The sequence below is a fragment of the Acidimicrobiales bacterium genome (genome assembly GCA_016716005.1).
Taxonomy (GTDB): domain Bacteria; phylum Actinomycetota; class Acidimicrobiia; order Acidimicrobiales; family JADJXE01; genus JADJXE01.
Window position 1 is genome coordinate 3,150,071 of record JADJXE010000001.1, and the last position, 17,717, is coordinate 3,167,787.

Below are 17,717 nucleotides of genomic sequence, written 5' to 3' on the forward strand. Positions count from 1 at the left end.
CCGCCTCCCCAGGGCCGTTCGGCCCTGCCGTGGGGGGTCCCATGACCGCTTGCGGTCGGAGGCTGCAGGGCGCATGGTGCGGCCACGGGCCACGCGGGTCCGCTCGCGCCCCGACGCGGAGGTGCTGGTGGCAGTCGACGAGCCGTTCCGGCGGTACCTCACCGACGCCGACGCGCTCCTCTGGAACATCGAGAAGGACCCGGTCCTGCGCTCCACGATCACCGCGGTGGCGGTGCTCGACCGACCACCCGACTGGGACCGCCTGCGGGCTAGGGTCGACCGTGCCACCCGGCTGTTCCCCCGGATGCGCCAGCGCATCGCCGTGCCGCCCCTGCGGGTGGGCCCGGCCCGCTGGCTCCTCGACCCCGACTTCGACCTCGACTACCACCTGCGCCGCATGCGGGTGCCCGCCGGCGGGGGTCGGCGGGACCTGCTCGACCTGGCCCGCCCCCTCGGCATGGCCGGGTTCGACCGGGCCCGACCGCTGTGGGAGGCCACGCTCATCGAGGGCCTGGCCGACGGCGGAGCGGCGCTGCTGCTCAAGGTGCACCACGCCATGGTCGACGGCGTCGGCGGCATCGAGCTGGCCGGCGCCATGCTCCTCGACCTCGAGCGCGAGCCGTCGGAGAGCCCGGCCATGCCGGACCCGCCCGTCGCCGATCACCTCGGGCCGCTCGAGCTCACCGCCGAGTCGCTGGCCGAGCGGGGCCGGCTGTTCGCCGGCAACGTCCTGCGGCGCGCCACCCAGGCGGCCGGCGCCGCGGCGGCGGCGGCCGCCGCGCCCGGCGCGACGGCCGACGAGGGCGTGCGGGCGGCCCGCTCGGTCGCCAAGATCCTGGCCCCCGCCACCGAGCCGCTCAGCCCGATCATGCGCGAGCGCAGCCTGTCGTGGTGGTTCGACACCGTCGACCTCCCGCTCCACCCGCTGCTCGCCGCGGCCCACGCCGTGGGGGGCACCCTCAACGACGCGTTCCTCGCGGGCGTCACCGGTGCCCTCCGCCGCTACCACGAGCGCCACGGCGTGGAGGTGGAGGAGCTCCGGATGACGATGCCGATCAACCTCCGGGAGTCCGACGACGAGCCGGGAGGCAACCGCTTCACCCCCGCCCGGTTCCCGGTGCCGCTGCTCCCGGCCGACCCGGCGGCGCGGCTGCGCGAGATCGGCGCCCGCACGCGCGCCTGGCGGCACGAGCCGGCGATCGCGCTCACCGACACCCTGGCCGCGGTGCTCAACCGTCTCCCCACCACCGTGAGCACGGCCCTGTTCGGCTCCATGCTGAAGGGGGTCGACTTCGTCGCCACCAATGTGCCGGGGTCGCCCGTGCCGGTGTTCCTGGCCGGGGCCGAGGTCACCCGGCTCTACGCCCTGGCGCCGCCCTCGGGCGCCTCGGCCAACTTCGCCCTGGTGTCGCACAACGGGGTGTGCTGCCTCGGGGTGAACGTCGACCTGGCCGCCGTGCCCGACCCCGACGTGCTCGCCGCGTGCGTGGTCGAGGGCTTCGACGAGGTGCTGGCCCTGGCGCCCGCCGCCGGCACGGGCACGGGCTGATGGCCGGGCACGAGCGCCTGTCGGCCATGGACGACTCGTTCCTCGAGGCCGAGGACGCCCGCACGCCGCTGCACGTGGGTGCGGTCTGCACCTTCGAGGGCGGACCGCTCCTCGACGACCAGGGCCGCTTCCGCCTCGACGACGTGCGCCGGGTGGTCGCCAGCCGCCTCGACCAGATCCCGCGGTTCCGCCAGCGCGTGCTCGACGTGCCGCTCGGCCTCGGGCGGCCGGTGTGGGTCGACGACCCGAGCTTCGACGTGGCCGACCACGTGCGGCTCACCGCCCTGCCGGCGCCGGGCACCGACGAGCAGCTCATGGAGCTGAACGAGCGCCTGCAGATGCAGCTGCTCGACCGGTCGCGGCCGCTGTGGGAGATGTGGTGGGTCGAGGGCCTGCAGGGTGGGCGCGTCGCCCTCGTCGAGAAGGTCCACCACGCCCTGGTCGACGGGGTGTCCGGGGCGCAGACGCTGAGCGTCATCCTCGACCTCACCCCCGACGCGGTGGTGCCCGGCCCCACCCCCTGGTCGGCGCCGCCGCTCCCCAGCCCGCAGCAGCTGGCCGAGGAGCGCATCGTCGAGCTGGCCGCGGCGCCCGCGGAGCTGCTCCGGGGCGTCGAGAGCGTGCTGCGCACCCCGGCGCTGCTCCTCGACCGGCTGGAGTCGCTGCGCGACTTCCTGCAGGGCGAGGGGGTGGCGCCACCCTCCTCGCTCAACCGCCCGGTGGGCCGCAGGCGGCGCCTGGCGGCGGTGCGCCGGTCGCTGGCCGACGTGCGGGCCACCAAGGACGCGCTGGGCGGCACCGTGAACGACGTCGTCCTGGCCGCCGTGAGCGCCGGGCTCCGAGCTCTCCTCGCGGCGCGGGGTGAGGACGTGCCCGGCGCCACCCTGCGGGCCCTCGTACCCATGTCGATCCGGCGCGACGACGAGGCCCTCACGCTCGGCAACCGGGTGAGCGCCCTGTCGGCACCGCTGCCCGTCGGCGAGCCCGACCCGCTGGTGCGCCTGGCGCTGGTGCAGGAGGCCATGGCCGAGCTGAAGGCCAGCCACCAGGCCGAGGGGGCCGAGCTGCTGTTCGACTTCGCCGACACCTGGCCCACGGCGCTGCTCGGGGCGGTGAGCCGGCTGATCGTCCACCGCCAGCCGCTCGTGAACGTGGTGGTCACCAACGTGCCCGGGCCCCAGGTCCCGCTGTACGCCCTGGGTGCCCGGATGCTCGACATCGTCCCCGTGGTGCCCCTCGGGGGGAACCTCACGGTGGGGGTGGCCATCCTGTCCTACGACGGGCAGCTGAACCTGGGCCTGCACGCCGACCCCGACGCGTGCGGCGACCTCACGGTGCTGGCCGAGGGCATCGAGGACGGGTTCGCCGAGCTGGCGGCCCTGGCGTCAGCAACCACTGCAGCGGCCGAGCCGGCGCGACGGCGCCGGCCCAAGGCTTCGCCAGGGGTGGTCAAGACGGCGCGGAGGGTGTCCGATGGAGGCGAGGGATCGCAGAAGGAGCAGCGTCATGGCTGAGCTTGGTGCACGTGGTGGTCGGCGGATCCTCGGTGGCGTGCTGGCGGTGGTCGTGGCCGTCGCCGCCATCGTGGTGTTCGCCGGGACAGCGAGCGCCGCGGCCGGTTCGGTCCGGTTCTCGTTGTCGTCGCTCACGGTGAGCGAGGGCCAGGGCCTGGTGTCGATCGGCGTGCAGCGAGACGGCGGCACCGACGCGTTCTCGGTCGACCACGTGGTCACGGGCGGCACCGCGGTGAGCGGCACCGACTTCACCGGCGGCAACGGCACGCTGGGCTTCGCGAACGGCGAGAACACGCGGTCGTTCAACGTGAACATCCTCGACGACGGCATCGTGGGGAGCTCCCGCACGATCGTGATCCGGCTCCAGAACGCGGGGGCGGCCTCCATCGCGGCCCCGATCCAGATCACGATCACGATCCTCGACAACGACGTGTCGACCATCGAGTTCCAGTCGGTCTGCTACCCGGTCGTCAAGCCGATCCTGCCGGCGAACGGAACGGTGAACGTGGTGGTCGAGCGGGCCGGGGCCACCGGCGGCACGGCCACGGTCGCCTACACCATCACGCCGGTCACCGCCGGCCCGGGCGACTACACGGCCGCGCCGGCCGCGGGCATCCTCACGTTCGGTCCCGGTGTCGCCTCCGTTTTCGTCCCCGGCATCACGATCCTCGGCACGGCGGGTCTCACCGGTGCGCCCAACGTGTCGTTCGACGTCACCCTGTCGTCGCCCACCAACGCGTCCCTCGGCAACCGCACCGCCGCCTCCGTGACCATCCAGAACAACCAGGTCACCGCAGCCAGCAACGGGACGTTCTCGTTCTCGTGCCGACGCTACGAGGCCTCGGAGGGCGCGGGCAGCGTGGCCATCGGGGTCGACCGCGCGACCGGTGACAGCGGGGTGGCCACCGTCTCCTACGGCACGTCCAACGGCAGCGCCGTCGCCGGCGTCGACTACGTGGCCATCGCCCCGCCCCTTCAGATGGCGCCGAACTGGCTCAACGGTGAGGGCCCCGCTGGTGGGCGCACCAAGACCTTCACAGTCGGCCTGATCCCCAACGCCATCCCGGAGGCGGTGCGCTCGTTCAACGTGAACCTGAGCGCGCCCACCGGTGGTGCGGCCATCGCCGGCGACACCACGGCCATCGTGTCGATCATCGACGACGACGTGTCCCTGGTGGCGCTGTCGGCCACCGGCTACGCGGTCAACGCCAACGGAGGCAGCGTCACCATCACGGCGGTGCGCCCCGTCGGCGGCCCTGCCGTCACGGTCACGTACGGCACCGCCGACGGGTCGGCCCTCGCCGGTCGCGACTACACCGCGGTGTCCGGCTCGCTCAACTTCGGCGCCGGGCAGACGTCGCGGACCTTCTCGGTCCCGATCCTGAACGACGGCGCGTCGGGCGACCGCACGTTCCAGGTGTTCATCGCCGGCGGCGCGGTCGGCACCCCGTCCCAGGCCACGGTCACGATCCGGCCGTCGGCGGTCACCACCACGACGACCGCCCCGGCCACCGGGGCGATCCGCGTGGCCGACACCGACCGGATCGGCACGGCCATCGAGGCGTCGATGGTGGCCTTCCCGGTGAACGGCACGGCCACGGTGGCGATCCTGGCCCGGGCCGACCTGTTCCCCGACGCCCTGGCCGGCACCCCCCTGTCCAAGGCCAAGGGGGGCCCGCTGCTGCTCACCTCGAGCACGGTGCTCGACGCGTCGGTGCAGACCGAGCTCGCGCGGGTGCTGCCCACCGGCCGCACCGTGTACGTGCTCGGGGGCACTGCGGCCATCGGCCAGGCCATCGTGGATCGCCTGGTCGCCCTCGGCTACAACGTGGTGCGCCTGGGCGGGCCCAACCGCTACGACACCGCCGTGACCATCAGCCGTGACGGGCTGGGCACGCCCCGGGCGTACCTGCTCGCCAGCGGGCTCGACTTCCCCGACGCCCTGAGCGCCGGTGCGGCCGCGGCCCAGCAGGGTGCCGGCGTGCTGCTCACGGCCGGCAGCACCCTCCCGGCCGCGACGCAGGCCTACCTGGCCACCGTGGCCGGCGCACCGCTCACCGCCATCGGCGGCCCGGCGGCGGCAGCCGTCCCCTCGGCCACCCCGGTGGTGGGCGCCGACCGCTACGACACGGCGGTGCGCACCGCCCAGCGGTTCTTCACCGCTCCCGCCCGCGTGGCCGTGGCCAGCGGCGTGGCCTTCCCGGACGGGCTCTCGGGCGGCGCGCTGGCGTCGCTGAAGAGCGGGCCCCTGCTGCTCACCGACCCGAGCACGCTGCCCACCGTGGTCCGCTCGTACCTCGAGGCCACGTCCTCCATCACCACCGCGTACGTCATGGGCGGCACCGCCGCCATCAGCGCCGCCGTGCAGAACGCGGTGGCGGCGGCCATCGCGTAGGCCGGCGGCCACGCATGGCCCGCACCGAGCCCGCCACCGGTCCGGCGGGACCGCCCGTCCTGAGGGCACCGGTGGCGATCGTCACCCAGGCCCTGGCCCGGGTGGCCGGTGCGGTGGGGGTCGACGGCCCGGGGGAGCGACCCCGACGAGTGTGGACCTCGGGCGAGGGCCGGGTGCACATCGAGCTCCGGGGCGTGGGCCGGCCCGAGGCCGAGGGCCTGGCCGGCGCGGTCGAGTCTGCGCTGGAGCGTCTGGGGCGCGTGCGGTGGGCCGAGGTCGACCGCGCCGTCGGCACGGTCGTGGTCGCGCTGGCCGGTGCAGTCGACGACGAGGAAGGCGGCGAGGAGCTCGACGTCTCCGAGGGCGCCGGGGATCTGGTGGACGCGGTCGAGAGCGCCGAGGCCGAGCACGGTCTGGTGGGGGCTCCGCTGTCGGGCCGGCCCGAGCACCCCGGCGACCCCGGCCCGGCCCGGCGCCAGGCCGTGGCGCTGGGCGCCGACCTGGTGGGGATCGGCGTCGCGGTGGCGAGCCGGGCGGTGCGGGCCCCGCGGCTGCCGCGCCCCGTCGGGGTGGCGGTGGCCCTGGTGGAGGGCGCCCCCCGCCTGCGGGCGGTGGTGGAGGGCTCCCTCGGGGTGGCCCGCGCCGAGGTCGTCCTGCCGGTGACGAACGCCGCGACGCAGGCGCTCACCGGCAACGTGATCGGGCTGGCCGTCGACGCCGCCCTGCGCCTGACGCTGCTCACCGAGCGGCTGGCCCACCAGCGGGCCTGGCTGGCCAGGGAGCCCGAGCTGTTCCCGGCCAAGACGGGGGTGGCCGACCTGCCGGTGCCCGATCTCCCCCGCCCGGTGCCGCTGCCCGAGGGTGTGGCCGAGCGGTGGGCCGACCGGGCCGGGCTCGTGTCGTTGGGTGCCGGGGTGGTCGCGCTGGGCGTGACCCGGGACGTCAGGGTGCCGGCCGCCATGCTGGCCGCTGGGCTCCCGCGGGCCAGCCGTCTGGCCGCCCACGGCTTCACCGCCCAGCTGGGCCGCGACCTGGCCGGGCGGGGCGTGGTGGTGTTCGATCGGGGGGCGCTCCTTCGCCTCGACCGCATCGACACGCTGGTCCTCGACGCCCGGCTGCTCGAGGGCGAGTCGCTCGATCCGGTGGTGGTGGCCGGCCGTCGTGCGGGGCTGGCGGTGATCCTCGCCGTCGAGGGCCCCAGCCTGGCGCCGGCGGGCGGGGTCGACCGGACGGTCGCCGGCGGGGCCGACCTGGTGCGCTCGATCCACGCCCTCCAGAAGGAGGGCGCGGTGGTCGCGCTGCTGTCGGCCCGCTCGAACGCCGGGCTGCGCGCCGCCGACCTCGGCCTGGGCCTGCTGGGCCGCACGCCCCGCCCGCCCCTGGCCGCCGACGTGCTCCTGGGTCCGGGCCTCGACGACACGGTGCTCGTGCTGGCCGCAGCATCCGCGGCCCGGCGGGTCGCCCGTGCGAGCACGGTGCTCGCCCTCGGGGCGTCGCTCACCGGAGGGGGTCTGGCCGTGCTGGGCCCGCCCGCAGGTGCCGTCGCCCGCGCCAACCTGTCGGTGAGCGGGGCCGGCATGGTGGGCCTGCTGGCCGGGACCCTCGAGGGGGTGACCCTCGGACGGGCTCACCCGCGTCCGGCGGTGCGCGAGGTGCCCCGGACGGTGTCGGGGAACGGGCAGCGGGCGCCAGCGGCGGGCGTCAGCCCCGACGCACGCTGAGGGCCAGGTCCTGCACGGCGGCGGCGCTCACCGCGGCCGGCCCACCCAGCACCTCGACCTCGCCCACCTCGCCGGCACGGGCCGCCAGGAAGGCGTGGGTCTCGTCGTCCGCGCCGGCCGCGCTGCCGTCGACCAGGAGCACGAGCCCGTGGGTGCGGGCCGCGAGGGCGCCGGCGGTGAGGCTGTCGGGGAAGGCGGTGCCGGTGGCCAGGTGGACGTGGCCGAGCACCGACCGGTCGGCGGCCACGATCTGCTCGGCCACCGCCACCGACGTGGCGTAGCGGTCGGCGCCGGCCAGACGCGCTCCCCCCGGCACGAAGTGCAGGATGTTGTCGCCGAGCACGGCGGTGCCGCCCACGAGCACCACCCGGCTGGCGCCCAGGGCGCGCCAGGCGTCGACCGACTCCTGGGGGATGATCCGGTCGCCCGAGAGCAGGATCGGCCAGCCTCGCGAGGCCGCGAGCCCGGCGGCGGAGACGCCGTCGGCGAAGCGATCGCCGTTCACCAGCACCACCGTGCCGTCGCCGGCACCGACCGCGTGGGCCACCGCGACGGCGGTCCCCACCGCGTCGCCGGCCCCGCCGATGCGCTCGACCTGGTAGCCCTGCGCGCGCAGGTCGCCCTCGACGGCGGTGGGTACGCTCCCCACGAGGGTCACCCGCCGGGGGGCCAGCCGCGACAGCTCGCTGCGGACGGTCGTGGCGAGGCCGCCGTCACCCACGAGGAGCAGGGGGGCGTCACGGGTGCCGGCCAGCACCGACGCCGGGAGGGCTTCGGCGTAGCGGTCGCCCCGGACCAGGACGGCCTCGGCGGCACCGGCGGGCCAGGCCCGCTGGGACACTGCCACCGAGGTGCCGATCCGGTCGCTGCCGGCCAGCCGGGGGAGGGCGGCGGATCCGGCTGGGGCGCTGCCGGTCGCGCCGCCGCCGGTGGCCGTCAGGCCCGGGACCTCGACCGGGGCGTCGAGGTGCTCGGCGGCGAGCAGCGACTGGTACGGGTTCACGACGTTGCCGTCCGGGTCCTCCATCTCGAAGTGGAGGTGCGGGCCGACGTCCTCGGCGTTGCCGCTGTCACCCAGGTACGCCAGCAGCTGGCCGGCGACCACGTGGGCGCCGACCTCGATCCCTGGTCCGAACACGTCGTCGAGCGGCGCGGCCCCGTCGTCGGTGCCGGGCGTGTCGTTGTTGATGTGGAGGTAGCGGTACACCCAGCCGTCGTCGGCGGTGAGCTCGAGCAGGTAGCCGTACGCGGGCTCGGGCAGCGGCATGCGGGTGATCTCGCCGTCGGCGACGGCGACGAGCGGCTGCATCTTGTCGCCCATCAGGTCCTGGGCGTGGTGGGGGCCGTTGGCGCGCGGGGCGGTGAACCAGTCCTCGAACCAGACCTCGCCGACGACCGGGAAGACCAGGGGGCGTACGGGGCCCGGGTCGATCACGGCGGCCGCGGCCGGTGCGGCGGCGGCCCCGATCAGGGTGGCGGCCAGGGTCAGCCCGACGCAGCACGCGCCGAGCGCGGCGCGAAGACGGCGCATGGGGCTTCTCATCGGCGGACGGGGTGCCCGAGTTGAGCCCGGAGGCGGTGCATGGGGCCGGCTAGCCCTCCTTGACCACGGCGTACCAGACGCGCTCGGCGACCGCCTCGACCCCCTCGCCGAGGCGAGCGTAGCGCCGGTAGAGCTCCCGCTGGGCGATCACCACCCGCAGCTCCTCCTCGGCCAGCAGGGCCGACATGGCCTTGCGGTACGTCCGCTCCAGGCGCCGGGTGGCCTTGATGGCGGCGTCGGCCTCGGCCGTGGCCCGGTCGGCGTCGACCAGCAGGGCGTCGAAGGCGGCCGCCAGGTGGCGGGTGCCCTCGAGGACCTGGCCGGCCATGTCGGCCAGGGCGGGGTCGGGGTCCATCCCCATCACCTCGGCCTCGCGCACCGCGTCCTTGGCCCCGTTGATCACGGCGTCGAGCCGCTCCGACAGGACGTAGACGTCCTCGGCGTCGATGGGGGTGCTGAAGGCGGCCCGCAGCTCGGCCTGCAGGTGCCGGCGGGCCTCGTCCGCCCGGTGCTCGGCGTCGCGGAGACGCTGGGCGTTCTCGAGGTGGCCCTCGGACCAGGCGACGAACGCCTCGAGGCCGGTGAGGGTGATGTCGGCCTGGCCTCGCAACAGGGCGAGCACGTCGGGCGTGTGGGGCAGGAACCAGCGCTTCACGGGCACCTCGCGGTCAGGGGCGGGGTCACGAGAGCCACCGCCAGAAGGGCAGGGCCAGGGCGGCCACGGTGGCACCGGCCGGCATGGTGACGACCCACGCCGCCAGCATCTCCTGCACCACGGCCCAGCGCACGTGGCGTCGCCCCCGGTTGGCGCCGACGCCCACCACCGACGAGGCGACCACGTGGGTGGTGCTCACCGGCGCGCCGACGGCGGCGGCCGAGAGGATCACCGCCGACGACGCTCCCTGGCTCACCAGGCCGTCGAGCGGGCGGATGCGGTAGATGCCCCGGCCGAGGGTGCGGGCGATGCGCCAGCCACCGAGGGCCGTGCCGAACGTGAGGGAGAGCCCTGCGGTCAGCTTGACCCACAGGGGCACGGTGAACGAGTCGAGGCGGCCCGCGGCGATCAGCATGGCGGTGATGAGGCCCATGGTCTTCTGGGCGTCGTTGGCGCCGTGGCTGAACGCCAGGGTCGCGGCGGTCACCCACTCGCCCTGCTTCACCGGCCGCTCGGCCCTTCGCCGGGCTCGCCGCAGCGCCCGGCGGCCGGCGGCGCTGCCGACCAAGCCGGCGGCGAAGCCGAGGACGGGTGACACCGCCAGCGCCAGCAGCACGCCCAGCACGCCCACCGGGTGGATGCCGTCCATGCCGCCCCACACCACCGCGCCGACGCCGCCGTCGACGAGCGCCGCGCCCACGAGGCCGCCCACCAGCGCGTGGCTCGAGCTCGAGGGGAGCCCGAGCCACCAGGTGACCAGGTTCCACATGAGCGCACCGGTGATGCCGGCGGCCACGACGGCGACCATGGCCGATGCGTCGACGTCGACCAGGCCGCCGATGGTGTCGGCCACCGCGGTGCCGGCCAGGAGGGGGCCGAGCACGTGGAACACGCTGGCCAGCACCACGGCCTGGCCCGGTGTGGCCGCACGGGTCGCCACGAGGGCGGCGATCGAGTTGGCCGCGTCGTGGAAGCCGTTGGTGACGTCGAAGGCCAAGGCGACCGCCACGGCCAGCACCAGACCGTCCACCGGGGGATTCTGCTCGCCGACCGCCGGCCCGGCCGGGATGGCCGCGGTGGCCGCCATGGCCGGGGGAGTTCCCGGCGCGCCCACCGTCTCGACCCGGCAGCTGGTCGACGCCGCGCACCGGGCCGCGGGCACCGCCGGCCGGGTGGAGCCCTTGCCCCGGTGGGCCCTCCGGGCGCCGGGCTGTTCGTGCCGGGAGCCCGCGAGAGCGTCGAGATGCTCTACGAGGACGAGCGGCCGTTCGTGATCGACGACTCGGCGTACGCCGCGCCGTTCGGCGACGACGCGACGCCGCACGAGGCGGCCCTGGCCGCCACCGTCGCCTGGTCTCGGGAGCAGGCGGCAGCGCGGGCCCGGGCGGCCTGAGCCCGCCGGGCGCCGGTTCGGGGCGGCATCAGCCCAGGAGGGCGGCGAAGCGCTCGAGCTCGCCCGGGATGTCCGGCCCGGCCGGCTGCCAGGCGACCTCGGTGACGCCGGAGAGCTCCAGGCCGGCGAGGCGCTCGCGCAGCTGATCGAGCGTTCCCGTGAGGGTGAAGGCCCGGGCCAGGTCGCCCGACACCATGGCCCGGTCGCGCTCCTGCAGGCCGACCATGTGGAGGGCGTGCAGCTCGAGGTGACGGGTGCGGTCGGGCAGCGCGTCGATGTCCGCCTTCCAGGCCGCGCCGCCGGGCAGGGCCTCGACGAGGGGGTTGCCGCGTTCGTACAGCAGGTGGATGCCGGCCCCCAGGACCGGCCCCGCCGCGGCCAGGGCGCGCTGGCTGCCGGGATCCTCCCCCGGGTCGAGCACGGTGCCCGAGGTGAGCAGCGCCGACCACGCGAAGCCGCCCACCGGCGCGGTGGAGAAGACGCCGTCGGCGAGCTCGTGGGCGAGCTGCTGGCCCTTGGGCCCGTCGGCGCCGAGGAGAATCGGCACCTCGATCGGGCGGCCGGGCGCGAAGCCGGGCGGGTGCATCATGCGCATCAGCGCTCCCTCCCACTCCACGTCGTCGCCGCGCAACAGGCCCCGCACCGCGACCACGTAGGCCTGCACGCTGGCCCAGGGAAGAGGCCGCTGGCCCAGGCACATGCGGCCCGTGAACCCCGTGCCCACCGCCACCGCCAGCCGGCCCGGCGCCAGCCGCTCGACCGTGGCGACGGCGGCGGCGGTGGTCATCGGGTGGCGCAGGCTCGGGATGAGCACCGCCGGCCCGAGCCCGATGCGACCCGTCCGCTCGGCCGCGAGGGCGAGGGTGACCCACACGTCGGGGTACAGGGCGGGGGAGTCGTAGAGCCAGGCCCGCTCGAAGCCGAGCCGCTCGGCCAGGGCGACGTGGTCCGGGGTGTCGGGACCGGTGGCGAAGGCGACGGAGAGATCCACGACGGCCAGCCTGGCACGCCACCGTGGGCGGCTGCGCGCCCCGACGGCCTGGGTCATGTGGCTCATTTGCGTCAAGGAGGGCCGCCGGACGGGTCGATGAGAGGATGTGCGGCCGAGGATCCGAGGTGTGCGAGGGGGTGCACCGACGCCCCGGGGGGCGCCCAGCGGGTACCTCCGCCGGCCTCACGTCCGCATCGCCGCGGTGTTCCTCCTCTTCGCGCTCACCGGCGTGACCGTGCTCTCGGTCGTGCTGCTCTCCTCGCGGCGGGTCGAGCGGGAGCTCGACCTGGTGAACCTCCGGCTGGCGCCGGCCGCGCGTCAGCTCGACCAGGTGAGCCGCCAGATGGTGGACGCCCAGGTGAACTTCGAGCTGGGGACCGCCTTCACCGACCCGACCTCGCAGGGCGCCTACTTCGCCGAGGCCGCCTTCGGGAACGAGGCCGTGGCCGTGGCGTGGGACGACTACCTCGCCATGGCCGTGGGGCTCCCGGGGGAGGCGGCCGCCCAACAGCGCTACGAGCAGGAGCTCCAGCGACTCAACGAGCTGGGCCAGGACGCCGGGCTGCTCCTGCTCAGCAGCAACGACGCCCTCGATCCGGATCTGCTGGCCAAGCGGGCCGAGATCCAGACCCAGTTCCTGCGGGCCTACGACCAGCTCCAGGCGATCCGCGACGGCCTCTACCAGCCGGCTGTCGCCGGCGCCCTGGCCACCGCCCATCGCCGGGCCCAGGAGGTCACTCGGAACGCCCTGCTGGCGGCGGCGGCGGGTGCGCTGATCGTGGCGGTGGCCGGGCTCGTGAACGTCCGGGCCACCCGGCGGCGGGAGACCGACCTGGCCGCCATCGAGGCCGCCCGGGCGGCCGAGCTGCGACGCAACGAGTTCGAGGCCCGCCTCCAGCGGGCCCTCGAGATGGCGGCCAACGAGGAGGCCGCCTTCGGGGTGGTGGAGGGTGCCCTGCGCGAGGCCGCGCCGGACCGGCTGGCCGAGGTGCTGGTGGCGGACTCGAGCCGGGCCCACTTCCGCCAGGTGCTCGCCACCTCCGAGCATGCCGTCGGCGGCTGTGAGGTGGTCGCGCCGTTCGAGTGCCCCGCCGCGCACAGCAGCCAGACCCTCGTCTTCGCGAGCAGCGACGCGCTCGATGCGTGCCCGAAGCTGAAGGACCGGGCCGCCGGGCCGTGCTCGGCGGTGTGCGCCCCGATCAGCATCGCCGGGAACGCGGTCGGCGTGATCCACGTCGTGGGTCCCGAACGCGACCCTTTGGCGGCCGACGCCGTCAGCGGCGTCGAGCTCGTCGCCCGAAAGGGGGCCGAGCGCATCGGGATGATCCGAGCTTTCGCCCGCTCGGAGACCCAGGCGCGCACCGACCCGCTGACCGGGCTGCTGAACCGGCGCAGCGTGGAGAACGCCGTGAACGAGCTGGAGCACGAGGGTGTGCCCTACGCCGTCGTGTTCGGCGACCTCGACCGCTTCAAGGAGCTGAACGACGTGCACGGCCACGACGTCGGTGATCGCGCCCTGCGGCTGTTCTCCCGCGTGCTCCGCGACAGCGTCCGCCCGTCCGACATCCCTGCCCGCTACGGCGGCGAGGAGTTCCTCGTGGTGCTGCCGCACTGCTCCGCCACGGAGGCGGTCGCGGTCGTCGAGCGGGTGCGCGCGCAGCTCCGAGCCGCCTCCGGAGGGGGGCTGGCACCGGCCTTCACGGCCAGCTTCGGCGTGGCGTCGTCGAGCGACGGCCGCTCCTTCGAGGACGTGGTCGGCATGGCCGACCAGGCCCTGCTCTTCGCCAAGGCGAACGGGCGCGACCGCGTCGCGGTCGCCGGGGAGGACGTGGGGCTGGGGGAGTCCGAGCCGGTCGGCGACGGCGACGGCTCGCTGCGCCAGCCGTAACCACCCGGGCGGTGGGGGGCATCCACGGCCGGGCCGGCCGGGCGAGCCAGGATGCGGCCCGTGGGCGGGACCCCGACCGTCGCCGACGCCGCCGAGCGCGACCAGCAGCGCCTCGAGCAGTGGGAGGCCAAGACCCGCCTCCTCATGATCCTGGCCGCGGTGCTGCCCCTCGCCGGTGCGCTGCAGCCGGAGGCGAGCGGCGACCCCATGGTCGTCGTCGACGTGCTGTCCTGGCTGATGTTCCTGGCCGACCTGGTGGTACACGTCCGCCTCCGGCGGCACTACCTGCGCACGGGCATGGGCGTGTTCGACCTGTCGATCGTGGTCGTGACGTTCCCCTGGTTCCTGATCCCGGGCTTCGGCGGCACCGGGGCGCTGAGCATCCTGCGGCTGGCCCGGCTGGTCCGGCTCCTGGTGGTCGGCGTGCGGACCCGCCGGACCGCCCGCCTCGTGAGCCAGCTGAACAGGGTGGCGGTGCTGGCCGGCGCCTCGCTCCTGGTGTGCACGATCATCGTCTACCGGGCCGAGCGGCCCGACAACGGCTTCGACAGCTTCGGCGACGCGCTGTGGTGGGGCATCGTCACCCTCACCACCGTCGGCTACGGCGACATCGTCCCCGAGACCAGGGTCGGGCGCTTCGGGGCGACGGCGCTCATGCTCACCGGCATCGCCGTGGTCGGCGGCCTGGCCGCGACGCTGTCGAGCTTCCTCGGCATCGGGGCCGAGCAGGCCGCGGCCGAGGCCCAGACGTCGGCGGCCGAGGCCGAGCCGGCCCCCGACGACCTCCGCGACGAGATCCGCCGCCTCGGCGACCAGCTGGCCGAGCTCAACCGGCGCCTCGCCGACCGGTTGCCACCCGACCCCGGCTAGGCCGCCCGCGGGCGGTGATCCGGCCGGGGCTCAGCCTTCGAGGGGGACCGGGCTCAGCTCGGGCTCGGGGCGGTGCGGCGCTCGCGACCGGCGGGCCGCCCGGACGCTGTCGACGGTGAAGATCGCCAGGCCGGCCCAGACGAGGGCGAAGCCGGCGAGACGCCAGGCCGGCATGGGCTCGTGGTAGACGGCCACGCCCAGCAGGAGGTTGATGGTGGGCACGGCGTACTGCAGCGGCCCCAGCGTGGTGAACGGGACGCGCTTGGCCGCCGCCGCGAAGAGCAGCAGGGGCGTGGCCGTGACCACGCCCGAGAGCGCCACCAGCGCCACCTGGGCCGTGGTGCCCGTGCGCAGGATGCCGTCGCCCGAGGCCTCGAAGGCGCCGACCACCACCAGCGCCGCGGGCAGGAGCAGGAGGGTCTCGGCGGTGAGGCTGCCGAGGGCGTTGAGCGGCACGAGCCGCTTGAGCAGCCCGTAGCAGGCCCACGTGGCCCCGAGGATCAGGGCGAAGACCGGCACCCGTCCGTAGCCGAGCGTCAGGACCACCACCGCCAGCGCGGCGAGGCCCAGGGCGACGCCCTGGGCCCGGCGCAGGTGCTCACGGAGGACGGTGACGCCGATGACGACGGTGCCCAGTGGGGCGATGAAGTAGCCGAGCGCCGTCTCGACCACGTTGTCGTGGGTGACGCACCAGACGTACGTGGTCCAGTTGACGGCCAGGAGCACCGCCGCCACCGCGATCCGCCCGACCAGGTGGGCGTCCCGGGGGAAGGGGTCGAGGACGGACCACCGGCGGGTGACGGCCAGGACGGCGAGCAGCAGCAGCGCCGACCAGAGGATGCGCTGGCCGATGAGCTCCACCGCGGAGAGCCCCGAGAGCTCCTTCCAGTAGATGGTGAGCAGCCCCCACAGCACGTAGGCGGCGAGGCCGTACACCACCCCTCGGCGTTGCTCGCCCACCTCTCGACCCTAGCGGCCGCCCGTCGGCGGCCCGTCAGGAGGCGAGCGCGGCCTCGACGAGGGCGGCGACCTCGACGGGCCGGTCCCAGTCGGCGTGGTGACCGGCCCCGTCGACGAAGTACACGCCGGCGACCGAGGGGAGCAGGTCGGCGAAGCGGCGGGCGTAGGTGGGCGGGCACAGCCGATCGGCCGAGCCCCAGATCAGGGTGACCGGGCACCGGACCCGGTGCAGGCGGCCGGCCAGGCCGTGGTCGGGGATCGGCCACACCAGCGAGGCCACGGTCCGGCGCGACACGTACCGGCGGACACCCTCCTCGACCTGCTCGCCGGCCGGCAGCGACGGGTCGAGATCGTAGAAGGGCGCGCTGGTGGCCGGATCGGCCGTGAGCATCGCCCGCTGCTCGCCGAGCGTGGTGCCGAAGGGGTCGGCCACCGGGTCGGCGTCGTCCCAGAGCCCGAGGGGCGCCACCAGCACGAGGCGTCCCACCGCCTCGGGCCGCACCGCGGCCAGCTCGAGGGCGAGCATGGCCCCGATCGAGGTGGCGACGAGCGGGGTCCCGGCGATGCCGGCGACGTCGACGATCTCGCCGAGGGCGACGACCCAGTCGTGCATCGAGCGCAGGTCGGAGGACCCCGGTGTGCGGTCGAAGCCGGGCAGCGAGGGGGCCACCACCCGGTGGCGCGCCGACAGCTCGGCCACCAGCGGGGGCACGCCGGGGTTGCCGAGCATGCCGTGCAGGTGACCGAGCAGCGGGCCGTCGCCGGCCTCGAGCACGTCGAGGCTGCCGGTGCCGGTGCCGGTGCCGGTGCCGGGGCCGATGGGGAAGACGCGGCGGGTGGCGCCGGCACGGGAGGGGGCGGCGCTCATCGCCCGCCGCCGAGCGTGGGGTCGGGGAGCGAGCGTTCGGCGGCCGGGAGCGGCCGGGGCCACCAGCGGTCCTCCCAGGTGTCGTCGAACAGCCCGCGAACCTGGGGGAGCACCTTGGTGGCCATCAGCTCGGTGTTGTGGCGGGTGAGCTCGCGGCCCATGTCGCCGAACTGGCACAGCAGCAGGAGGTGGCCCACGTTGAGGCTGGTGGCCACCTCGAGCAGCTTCTCGGCCACCTGGTCGGGGGAGCCGAGGAGCACGTAGCCCTTGTCGATCATGTCCTCGAAGGTGAGCGCGCTCTTGAAGAACCCGGCCGCGGCCGCCCCGGCGGCGCGGCTCGTGGCCTCGCGCGCCGCCCGCTCGACCATGCCCTCGACGCCGGCCCGCACCGTGTTCACGGTCTTGTACCCGGGCGGGTCGGCGAACCCCGCGTACACGTGCAGGCAGCGGTTGAAGAAGTACTCGGCCGGAGCCCGGTACAGGTCGATGGCCTCGGCCTCGGAGTCGGCGACCGCGACGAACTGGGCGAAGCCGGCCTGGTAGGGGTTGGGCTCCCTCCCCAGCTCGGCCATCTTCTGCCAGAAGCCCTGCATGGTGGCCAGCCCGGCCTTGTAGCCGAAGTAGGACAGGTAGCAGTAGACGAGGTCGTTGGCGGCGCACCACTCCCAGGTGTCGACCGACCCGCCGCCGGGGATCCAGATCGGCGGGTGGGGCCGTTGCACCGGCCGGGGCCACACGTTGACGTAGCGGAGCTTGGTGTAGCGGCCGTTGAACGAGAACACCTCGTCGGCCTGCCACGCCCGCAGGATCAGCTCGACGCCCTCGTGGTAGCGTTCGCGCAGGGTCGACGGGTCGATGCCGTAGGCGAAGGCCGTGTCCATGGGCGTGCCGACCGGGAAGCCGGCGACCACCCGCCCACCGCTGACCACGTCGAGCATGGCCAGCTCCTCGGCGACCCGCAGGGGCGGGTTGTAGAGGGCCACCGAGTCGCCCATCACCACGATGGCCTGGTCCGGGCACGAGCGCGCCAGCGTGGCGGCCCACAGGTTCGGGCTGGGCATCAGCCCGTAGGCGTTGGCGTGGTGCTCGTTGATGCCGACGCCGTCGAAGCCCACCGAGGCCGCGAACTCGAGCTCGTCGAGGTAGTCGTTGTACGCCCGGTGCCCGACGACGGGGTCGAACAGGCCGGGGTCGAGGTCGACCCACACCGAGCGGTGCCGGGCCGCGAAGTCCTCGGGTAGCTGCGGGTAGGGCATCAGGTGGAAGAAGACCGACTTCATCGTCCCCCCTGCTCGGCGGGTGCCTCGGTACGGGACCGCCCAGCGGCCCCGAACCTTAGGCGGCTGGCCGTGGGCACCGGCCCGGTGGCA

At 75.2% G+C, this 17,717-nt stretch carries 14 protein-coding genes; 7 read left to right on the forward strand and 7 right to left on the reverse strand.

Annotated features, from left to right (window positions below; translation table 11 throughout):
* Nucleotides 1-73 precede the first annotated feature (73 nt).
* The 4 genes from IPM45_15270 (at nt 74) to IPM45_15285 (ending at nt 7,179) form a co-directional block, all read left to right on the forward strand.
* Complete coding sequence (locus IPM45_15270) at nt 74-1,549, forward strand: wax ester/triacylglycerol synthase family O-acyltransferase (GenBank protein MBK9180898.1); 1,476 nt, start codon at nt 74-76, stop codon at nt 1,547-1,549.
* A complete protein-coding gene (locus IPM45_15275; GenBank protein ID MBK9180899.1) occupies nt 1,549-3,063 on the forward strand; it encodes a wax ester/triacylglycerol synthase family O-acyltransferase in 1,515 nt (504 codons plus the stop codon). The genes IPM45_15270 and IPM45_15275 overlap by 1 nt, the downstream gene beginning before the upstream one ends.
* The gene (locus tag IPM45_15280) at nt 3,056-5,458 is read left to right on the forward strand and encodes a cell wall-binding repeat-containing protein (GenBank protein MBK9180900.1); all 2,403 of its coding nucleotides are present in this window, start codon (nt 3,056-3,058) and stop codon (nt 5,456-5,458) included. Before IPM45_15275 ends, IPM45_15280 begins: the two co-directional genes overlap by 8 nt.
* Before the next feature lie 71 nt (nt 5,459-5,529).
* Nucleotides 5,530-7,179, forward strand: coding sequence for a hypothetical protein (locus tag IPM45_15285; protein MBK9180901.1), 1,650 nt, complete (start codon nt 5,530-5,532; stop codon nt 7,177-7,179).
* Here the strand turns inward: IPM45_15285 and IPM45_15290 are convergent.
* From IPM45_15290 to IPM45_15300, 3 genes are all read right to left on the reverse strand, one after another.
* On the reverse strand, nt 7,160-8,710 hold the full coding sequence (locus tag IPM45_15290) for a cell wall-binding repeat-containing protein (GenBank protein MBK9180902.1): 1,551 nt from the start codon (nt 8,708-8,710) through the stop codon (nt 7,160-7,162). The genes IPM45_15285 and IPM45_15290 overlap by 20 nt on opposite strands.
* Before the next feature lie 61 nt (nt 8,711-8,771).
* Nucleotides 8,772-9,377, reverse strand: coding sequence for a DUF47 family protein (locus IPM45_15295; GenBank protein ID MBK9180903.1), 606 nt, complete (start codon nt 9,375-9,377; stop codon nt 8,772-8,774).
* Nucleotides 9,378-9,402: 25 nt separating this feature from the next.
* Complete coding sequence (locus tag IPM45_15300; protein MBK9180904.1) at nt 9,403-10,464, reverse strand: inorganic phosphate transporter; 1,062 nt, start codon at nt 10,462-10,464, stop codon at nt 9,403-9,405.
* Between the two features lie 102 nt (nt 10,465-10,566).
* Between IPM45_15300 and IPM45_15305 the strand changes: the two genes are divergently transcribed.
* Entirely contained in the window at nt 10,567-10,770 is a 204-nt protein-coding gene (locus IPM45_15305; protein MBK9180905.1) for a hypothetical protein, read from the forward strand.
* A gap of 28 nt (nt 10,771-10,798) precedes the next feature.
* Here IPM45_15305 and IPM45_15310 read toward each other — a convergent pair whose 3' ends face one another.
* Nucleotides 10,799-11,761, reverse strand: a complete 963-nt coding sequence (locus IPM45_15310) for an LLM class flavin-dependent oxidoreductase (protein MBK9180906.1) — start codon at nt 11,759-11,761, stop codon at nt 10,799-10,801.
* Between the two features lie 127 nt (nt 11,762-11,888).
* Here IPM45_15310 and IPM45_15315 point away from each other — a divergent pair, with 127 nt between their 5' ends.
* Nucleotides 11,889-13,649, forward strand: coding sequence for a GGDEF domain-containing protein (locus tag IPM45_15315; GenBank protein ID MBK9180907.1), 1,761 nt, complete (start codon nt 11,889-11,891; stop codon nt 13,647-13,649).
* Between the two features lie 60 nt (nt 13,650-13,709).
* Nucleotides 13,710-14,519, forward strand: a complete 810-nt coding sequence (locus IPM45_15320) for a potassium channel family protein (protein ID MBK9180908.1) — start codon at nt 13,710-13,712, stop codon at nt 14,517-14,519.
* Nucleotides 14,520-14,549: 30 nt separating this feature from the next.
* Here IPM45_15320 and rarD read toward each other — a convergent pair whose 3' ends face one another.
* From rarD to IPM45_15335, 3 genes are read right to left on the reverse strand one after another with little or no spacing between them, the layout of a single operon-like run.
* Nucleotides 14,550-15,479, reverse strand: a complete 930-nt coding sequence (gene rarD / locus IPM45_15325; protein MBK9180909.1) for an EamA family transporter RarD — start codon at nt 15,477-15,479, stop codon at nt 14,550-14,552.
* A gap of 34 nt (nt 15,480-15,513) precedes the next feature.
* Nucleotides 15,514-16,347 carry an alpha/beta fold hydrolase gene (locus tag IPM45_15330; protein MBK9180910.1) on the reverse strand — a complete coding sequence of 278 codons (834 nt, stop codon included), beginning with the start codon at nt 16,345-16,347 and terminating at the stop codon, nt 15,514-15,516.
* Nucleotides 16,344-17,627, reverse strand: a complete 1,284-nt coding sequence (locus tag IPM45_15335; GenBank protein ID MBK9180911.1) for an LLM class flavin-dependent oxidoreductase — start codon at nt 17,625-17,627, stop codon at nt 16,344-16,346. The genes IPM45_15330 and IPM45_15335 overlap by 4 nt, the downstream gene beginning before the upstream one ends.
* Between the last annotated feature and the right edge of the window lie 90 nt (nt 17,628-17,717).

Excerpts from the sequence above, each read along its gene's own strand:
- IPM45_15270 (MBK9180898.1), top strand. The coding sequence starts at position 74 with ATGGTGCGGCCACGGGCCACGCGGGTCCGCTCGCGCCCCGACGCGGAG.
- IPM45_15290 (MBK9180902.1), bottom strand. The coding sequence starts at position 8,710 with ATGCGCCGTCTTCGCGCCGCGCTCGGCGCGTGCTGCGTCGGGCTGACC.
- IPM45_15300 (MBK9180904.1), bottom strand. The coding sequence starts at position 10,464 with ATGGCGGCCACCGCGGCCATCCCGGCCGGGCCGGCGGTCGGCGAGCAG.
- IPM45_15275 (MBK9180899.1), top strand. The coding sequence starts at position 1,549 with ATGGCCGGGCACGAGCGCCTGTCGGCCATGGACGACTCGTTCCTCGAG.
- IPM45_15335 (MBK9180911.1), bottom strand. The coding sequence starts at position 17,627 with ATGAAGTCGGTCTTCTTCCACCTGATGCCCTACCCGCAGCTACCCGAG.
- IPM45_15330 (MBK9180910.1), bottom strand. The coding sequence starts at position 16,347 with ATGAGCGCCGCCCCCTCCCGTGCCGGCGCCACCCGCCGCGTCTTCCCC.
- IPM45_15280 (MBK9180900.1), top strand. The coding sequence starts at position 3,056 with ATGGCTGAGCTTGGTGCACGTGGTGGTCGGCGGATCCTCGGTGGCGTG.